Source organism: Streptomyces sp. NPDC005820 (genome assembly GCF_040630255.1).
Lineage (GTDB): Bacteria > Actinomycetota > Actinomycetes > Streptomycetales > Streptomycetaceae > Streptomyces.
In genome coordinates, this window is record NZ_JBEXXE010000112.1 from 1 (window position 1) to 5,085 (window position 5,085).

Consider the following 5,085-nt stretch of genomic DNA (forward strand, 5'->3'; position numbering starts at 1 on the left):
GGCTGCCGGACGGCGGCGGGCGGCGGGCGGCGGGCGGCGGGCGGCGGGCGGCGGGCGGCGGGCGGCTGGGGGTACTCCTACCAGGCGAGGTCCCGGGGGCCTCGCCGCCGGGGCCGGGCCAGTGGTTATGTGCGTGACTGCGGGAGTCACTGTCTGACCGAGTTTGCGATGTCGAGTTGTACTGGGCGATCCGCCGGGATCATCGGATGGGCATGTCGTTAAGGGCGCTTCAGCGCACGCACAACGTGACCTGGAGGACAGTCCGGCGGGCCCTGGACGGGCAGTGGCCGCAGCCGCGTAAGAAGCAGCGGCGCAAGGAGTCGAGGCTCGATCCCTACAAGCCGCTGATCGACGGGATGCTGCGGGCGGACCTTGACGCTCCACCCAAGCAGCGGCACACCGCCCAGCGCATCTACGACCGCCTGATCGGGGACCATGCGGCTGAGGACATCTCGTATCCCATGGTCCGCGTCCATGTGAAGGACCGCCGCAAGGAGATCCGCCGGCAGGCGGGGGTGGGCCCGGACGCGATGTTCGTGCCGCAGACCCATCTGCCGGGGGCGGAGGCCGAGGTCGACTTCGGCGACGTGCACATCATGCTCGCGGGCAAGATGACCAAGGTCTATCTGTTCTCGATGCGGCTGTCCTATTCCGGCAAGGCAGTGCACCGGGTGTTCGCCTCTTGCGGCCAGGAGGCGTTCTTCGAAGGGCACGTGCACGCGTTCCGAACCCTGGGCGGCATACCTCGTGGCCGGATCCGCTACGACGACCTGCGAGCCGCGGTCGAGCGGGTGCTGGGGCTGTCCAGGGCGAGGGTGGAGAACGACCGCTCGACGGCCTTCGGCTCGCACTGGGGCGTGGATGCTTTCTACTGCCGTCCCGGTCCCCGAGGTCGCCTCGCTGACCGAGCTGAATGCCATGGTCGATCAGTGGGACCTGGACGACGAAGGCCGGCGTCTGCCGACGGGGCGGTGGTTCACTCCGCGGGTCAACCGCTTCGGTCAGGTCACGGTGCGCTGCAACTCCTACTCGGTACCGGTCCGCTTCATCGGCCGCCGGCTGCGGGTGCTGCTCCACGCCAACGACAGCACTCCTGCGCAAGCCAGGCGCCTTCCCCGGCGCGACCGTTCACAGACACACGGTTATGTGCGGCTATCGTCGACCGGCTCACCTTTAACGGTTCCATCATCCAGACCGGACCGGCACCGAATCCTAATGCCTCGCCCACACCAAAGCCCAGACCGCACCAATGCAGGCCAGCTGACTGATGTTCAGTCCGTACCCTGCACGGAGCTTGATACTTGATTTCAGTTAAGGAAGAGTGCTGCAAGCCGTGGGAGGCGGCGCCTCATCTGCTCTTCATCTTCGGGGTCCCAGTTCCATTCCTCACCCCGCGGCTTGTCCGGACGCGCCATGCCTCTTAGCTCAGTCTCGACTGCTGTATCGAGTGAGTCGGTCTCCCCTTGGATCCTTTGGTATGCATCCGAGATCAAATAACTCACAGACTCGTAGCCAATCCAGCCCCCTTCCTCGCGGCTCATACGGGTAACCGAGGAGGATCAGCCCGCCACGGAAGTCCATGAAGCCGTCATTCGTGTAGCTGCCCTCAATCAAGTAGGCAGCCATGCACAACGAATACTGATGGGCCGAATCCTCTACCTCGACGTACTTGACGTAAAAGTCAATGATCTCGGCCGGCTCCAGCGCGGCAAGGATATCGACCAGCGCCTCAGGCAGTGGATCATCTGGCATTTCGCGATCGTCGGCGCGGTCACCGACCACACCCCGGGCCCTGTCGACAAGTCCCCACCACTCATTTATATCAAGTAAGTAGTTCTACCGACACCGCGCCACTCCCTCCCCGCAAGCCGCGACCGATCACACACAGTAATGAGGCTGTGTCATAGCTGACAATGGCGGGCCCGCCTCAGCATCCCGTGACATCAACTCTCATTAACATTGAAAAAACACGCATCGAAATGACATCCGCGGAGAGTGACACAGCCAGGCCAGTTCTCGTCGAGCCTGCGCAGGGTGTCCTGCGACAGGGTCACGGCGAGGGCGCGCCGACTGGTGGCGAGCTGGTCCAGGGTGCGGGGCCGAGGCCCCCAGGCCATGGCGACATCGGCGGGCTGCCCACCCAGTCGAGGAAGTCGCGGTAGAAGTGGGCCAGACTGCACCAAGGCGCCTGCCAGATGGTGGGGCGATCACCAGGTCTCCGCCGCACCGTCGGCACCCGGACCCTCAACCACCCGGATGTAGTTGTCAGTCATCGGTGCTCCCGCGGTGATCGACGGCGCAGGTCGAGAGGCTCGTCGCGGATGGCCACGGGCACGCGAGTCCTGCACGGTGACGCGCACCGGCGGGAGGGAGAGTTCCCTCCCCGATAGGCTGTCGATGGCAGCCAGCAGTCGTTGCCGGCATGCGAGTGGAGGGGACAGGCTATGGGCGTCGCACTGTTCACGCTCGGCGGCACGATATCGATGGCAGGCCACACCCAGGGCGCCGAAGCCGTCGTCCGGTTGAACGGTGCCGACCTCGCCGCGGCCGTGCCCGGACTCACCCGACTCGGAATGCCCCTGGACATCCACGACATCGAGGCCGTCCCCAGCGCGAATCTGACCTTCGCTCACATCCTGGCCCTGGTGGACTCCGCGTCGCAGGCGGTGAAGGCCGGGGCCTGCGGGGTTGTGGTCACCCAGGGGACCGACACGCTGGAAGAGACCGCCTTCCTCATCGACCTGGTCTGGCCACACACCGAGCCGTTCGTGTTGACCGGAGCCATGCGCAACCCGACACTCGCCGGACCGGACGGTCCTGCGAACCTGCTCGCCGCCGCCCGCACCGCCGCGTCTCCCGCGAGCCACGGCCTGGGAGCACTGGTCGTTTTCAACGACGAGATCCACGCGGCCCGCTGGGTGCGCAAGACCCACAGCACGAGCACCGCCACCTTCGCCTCCCCCAACGCCGGCCCGATCGGCCACGTCATCGAAGGCCGCGCCCGCGTACTCATGGCCCCCGCGCGCCACCGCGTCCCGTACCCGCGGCCTGAAGCCCTGGGCAAGACGCGGGTCGCGCTGCACACCGTCACCTTCGACGAGGACGCGGAGATCGTCGCTGCCATCGCCGAGGAATGTCACGGGCTGATCATCGCCGGCTTCGGTGTCGGCCACGTCCCGGGCAAACTCGCCGATCTTCTGGGAACTCTGGCCGAACGCATGCCCGTCGTGCTCACCTCCCGCACCGGCGGTGGATCCGTTCTGCGGCACACTTATGGCGCCATCGGCTCAGAGGCCGACCTGCAACGCCGCGGCCTCATCAACGGCGGCCTCCTCGATCCTTACAAAGCCCGGATCCTCCTTCGGCTCCTGCTGGCCGGCGGTGCCGATCGTGAGGCGGTCATCGCAGCCTTCGCCGACCACGGCTGACTTGAGGATGCGGGTGGGAACCGCCGCACTGCTGACACATCCAGGGAGCCCTTCCCGACCTGGTTCCATGCAGCTCCTGGTGGAGTCTGAGGACCGGGCCGACCGGCTACGGGGCTGCCTCGCGGAACAGGGCCAGCAGGGCGTGGGCCTGCGGGGCGCCCGCGTCGAAGAATTGCGTGGCCAATGCAGGTGGCACGGCGGTTCCATGCATCCGGACTTCATGGCAGCCAAAACAGAACGCCGCCTCGAACAGCGCCAGGTCGAGCGTGTCCGCGTACGCCCGAACGCTCCAGCCCGGCGAGAAGCCGCAGCGATGCTGCTCGCTGCCGGGCAAGCCCTCGATCAAGGCCAGGGCGTCGGCTGCCTCGCTCCCGATCCAGTGGGCGCCCACCCTGCCGGGATACGGGGCGCCGCGCTTTGTCGGGACTTCGGAGATCCTTACGACTTCCAGCAACACAACGGTCGCTACGGCTTCGGCGGGGAGCTGCATGTGCACAGTCTGCCCGCGCCCAGTACCGCACGGGCCGGCTGAAGCGCGACCGCGGCCATCGAGGGACTTGCCCCGGTGTCGCCGCGGACACGGGAATGGGGATGGGGATGGGACCCGATAGGGCGGAAGCCCGTATCAGCGGATCACGTCGAAGACGTTCTTCTGCAGGCCATTGGCATAGGCCTCGTGCTCGACGAGCTTCAGCTTCTGGGCGTCCTTGTCCGTGGCGCTGAAGAGACGCTTGCCTGAGCCGAGGAGGAGCGGGAAGACGAGGAGGTGATAACGGTCGATCAGGCCGGCATCCGAAAGGGCTTGGTTCAGGCGGGCGCTGCCGTGCACGATGATCGGGCCGCCTTCCGTCTCCTTGAGCGCGGCGACGTCTTCGAGCGAGTGCAGGATCGTGGTCTCGCCCCAGTTCGACACCAGGTCGTCCTCGGTGAGGGTGGTGGAGACGACGTACTTCGGCATCACCTTGTAGTCGGCGAAGTCCTCCATCTCCGGCCACACCGGACTGAACGCCTCGTAGCTGGTCCGGCCCATCAGCATCGCGGTGGCTTCCTTCTGCTCCCGGCCCTTGATGGCGAACGCCTCGGGGAGGAACTCGACGTCCTTGAACGTCCAGCCGGAGTTACGGTAGCCGGACTCGCCGCCCGGGGCCTCGACGACGCCGTCGAGCGAGATGAACGCGGTGCTGATCAGCGTACGCATCTGGGTTCCTCGGTCTCTCGTGTCCGTGTCCAGCAGCTTCGGTCGTGGACGCCCCGTCCGCTTCGGCGGCCGCGCTGCACCCACATGTTCTCTGACTGCTGCTCACAGAGAAATTCGTCGGTCCCCGTGGAACTTTTACGGGGACCGGCTTCTGTCCGGGCCCCGGAAGCTGAGGTACGAGCCCATCAGCGCGGCCATCCTGAGGTTGGCCCGTGCCGCGTTGGCGTCGTGCATCCGCATCTGCGCGATGGCCGGCCGCGTCACACCCTCCCCGTCCGCGTACGGCTCCCTCATCGCTCAGGCGCTGCGGGCGAAGTGGTGGGGTGGGGTGTGCCGGTGGGTGGCGAGGAGGCTCTGGGCTTCCTGGGCGGCGGACAGGCCGGTCTGGATGGCGGTTTCGGTGTAGAGGGTGCCGAGGTAGTCACCGGCCAGGAGGACGCGGCCGGTGCGGCGGGTCAG

At 66.8% G+C, this 5,085-nt stretch carries 6 protein-coding genes; 2 read left to right on the top strand and 4 right to left on the bottom strand.

Translation table 11 applies throughout. The features are described from left to right. Positions 1-176: 176 nt before the first annotated feature. Positions 177-1,268, top strand: a complete 1,092-nt coding sequence (gene istA, locus ABZ464_RS51840; RefSeq protein ID WP_359289990.1) for an IS21 family transposase — start codon at positions 177-179, stop codon at positions 1,266-1,268. 157 nt (positions 1,269-1,425) lie between these two features. Here istA and ABZ464_RS51845 read toward each other — a convergent pair whose 3' ends face one another. After that, positions 1,426-1,782: a DUF4240 domain-containing protein gene (locus tag ABZ464_RS51845; RefSeq protein WP_359289992.1), complete on the bottom strand. Its 357-nt coding sequence runs from the start codon at positions 1,780-1,782 to the stop codon at positions 1,426-1,428. Positions 1,783-2,444: 662 nt separating this feature from the next. On the opposite strand from ABZ464_RS51845, the gene ABZ464_RS51850 reads away from it, so the two are divergent. After that, positions 2,445-3,428, top strand: coding sequence for an asparaginase (locus tag ABZ464_RS51850; RefSeq protein ID WP_359289994.1), 984 nt, complete (start codon positions 2,445-2,447; stop codon positions 3,426-3,428). 106 nt (positions 3,429-3,534) lie between these two features. Here the strand turns inward: ABZ464_RS51850 and ABZ464_RS51855 are convergent, their stop codons facing one another. From ABZ464_RS51855 to ABZ464_RS51865, 3 genes are all read right to left on the bottom strand, one after another. Next, positions 3,535-3,918, bottom strand: coding sequence for a hypothetical protein (locus tag ABZ464_RS51855; protein ID WP_359289997.1), 384 nt, complete (start codon positions 3,916-3,918; stop codon positions 3,535-3,537). Positions 3,919-4,053: 135 nt separating this feature from the next. Continuing rightward, the gene (locus tag ABZ464_RS51860) at positions 4,054-4,626 is read right to left on the bottom strand and encodes a dihydrofolate reductase family protein (protein WP_359289999.1); all 573 of its coding nucleotides are present in this window, start codon (positions 4,624-4,626) and stop codon (positions 4,054-4,056) included. A gap of 135 nt (positions 4,627-4,761) precedes the next feature. Then, entirely contained in the window at positions 4,762-4,920 is a 159-nt protein-coding gene (locus ABZ464_RS51865) for a hypothetical protein (protein ID WP_359290001.1), read from the bottom strand. Positions 4,921-5,085: the final 165 nt, after the last annotated feature.

What these genes read in the sequence shown, in the direction of transcription:
- ABZ464_RS51860 (WP_359289999.1), bottom strand. Translation starts at nt 4,626, where the DNA reads ATGCGTACGCTGATCAGCACCGCGTTCATCTCGCTCGACGGCGTCGTC.
- ABZ464_RS51865 (WP_359290001.1), bottom strand. Translation starts at nt 4,920, where the DNA reads ATGAGGGAGCCGTACGCGGACGGGGAGGGTGTGACGCGGCCGGCCATC.
- ABZ464_RS51850 (WP_359289994.1), top strand. Translation starts at nt 2,445, where the DNA reads ATGGGCGTCGCACTGTTCACGCTCGGCGGCACGATATCGATGGCAGGC.
- ABZ464_RS51855 (WP_359289997.1), bottom strand. Translation starts at nt 3,918, where the DNA reads ATGCAGCTCCCCGCCGAAGCCGTAGCGACCGTTGTGTTGCTGGAAGTC.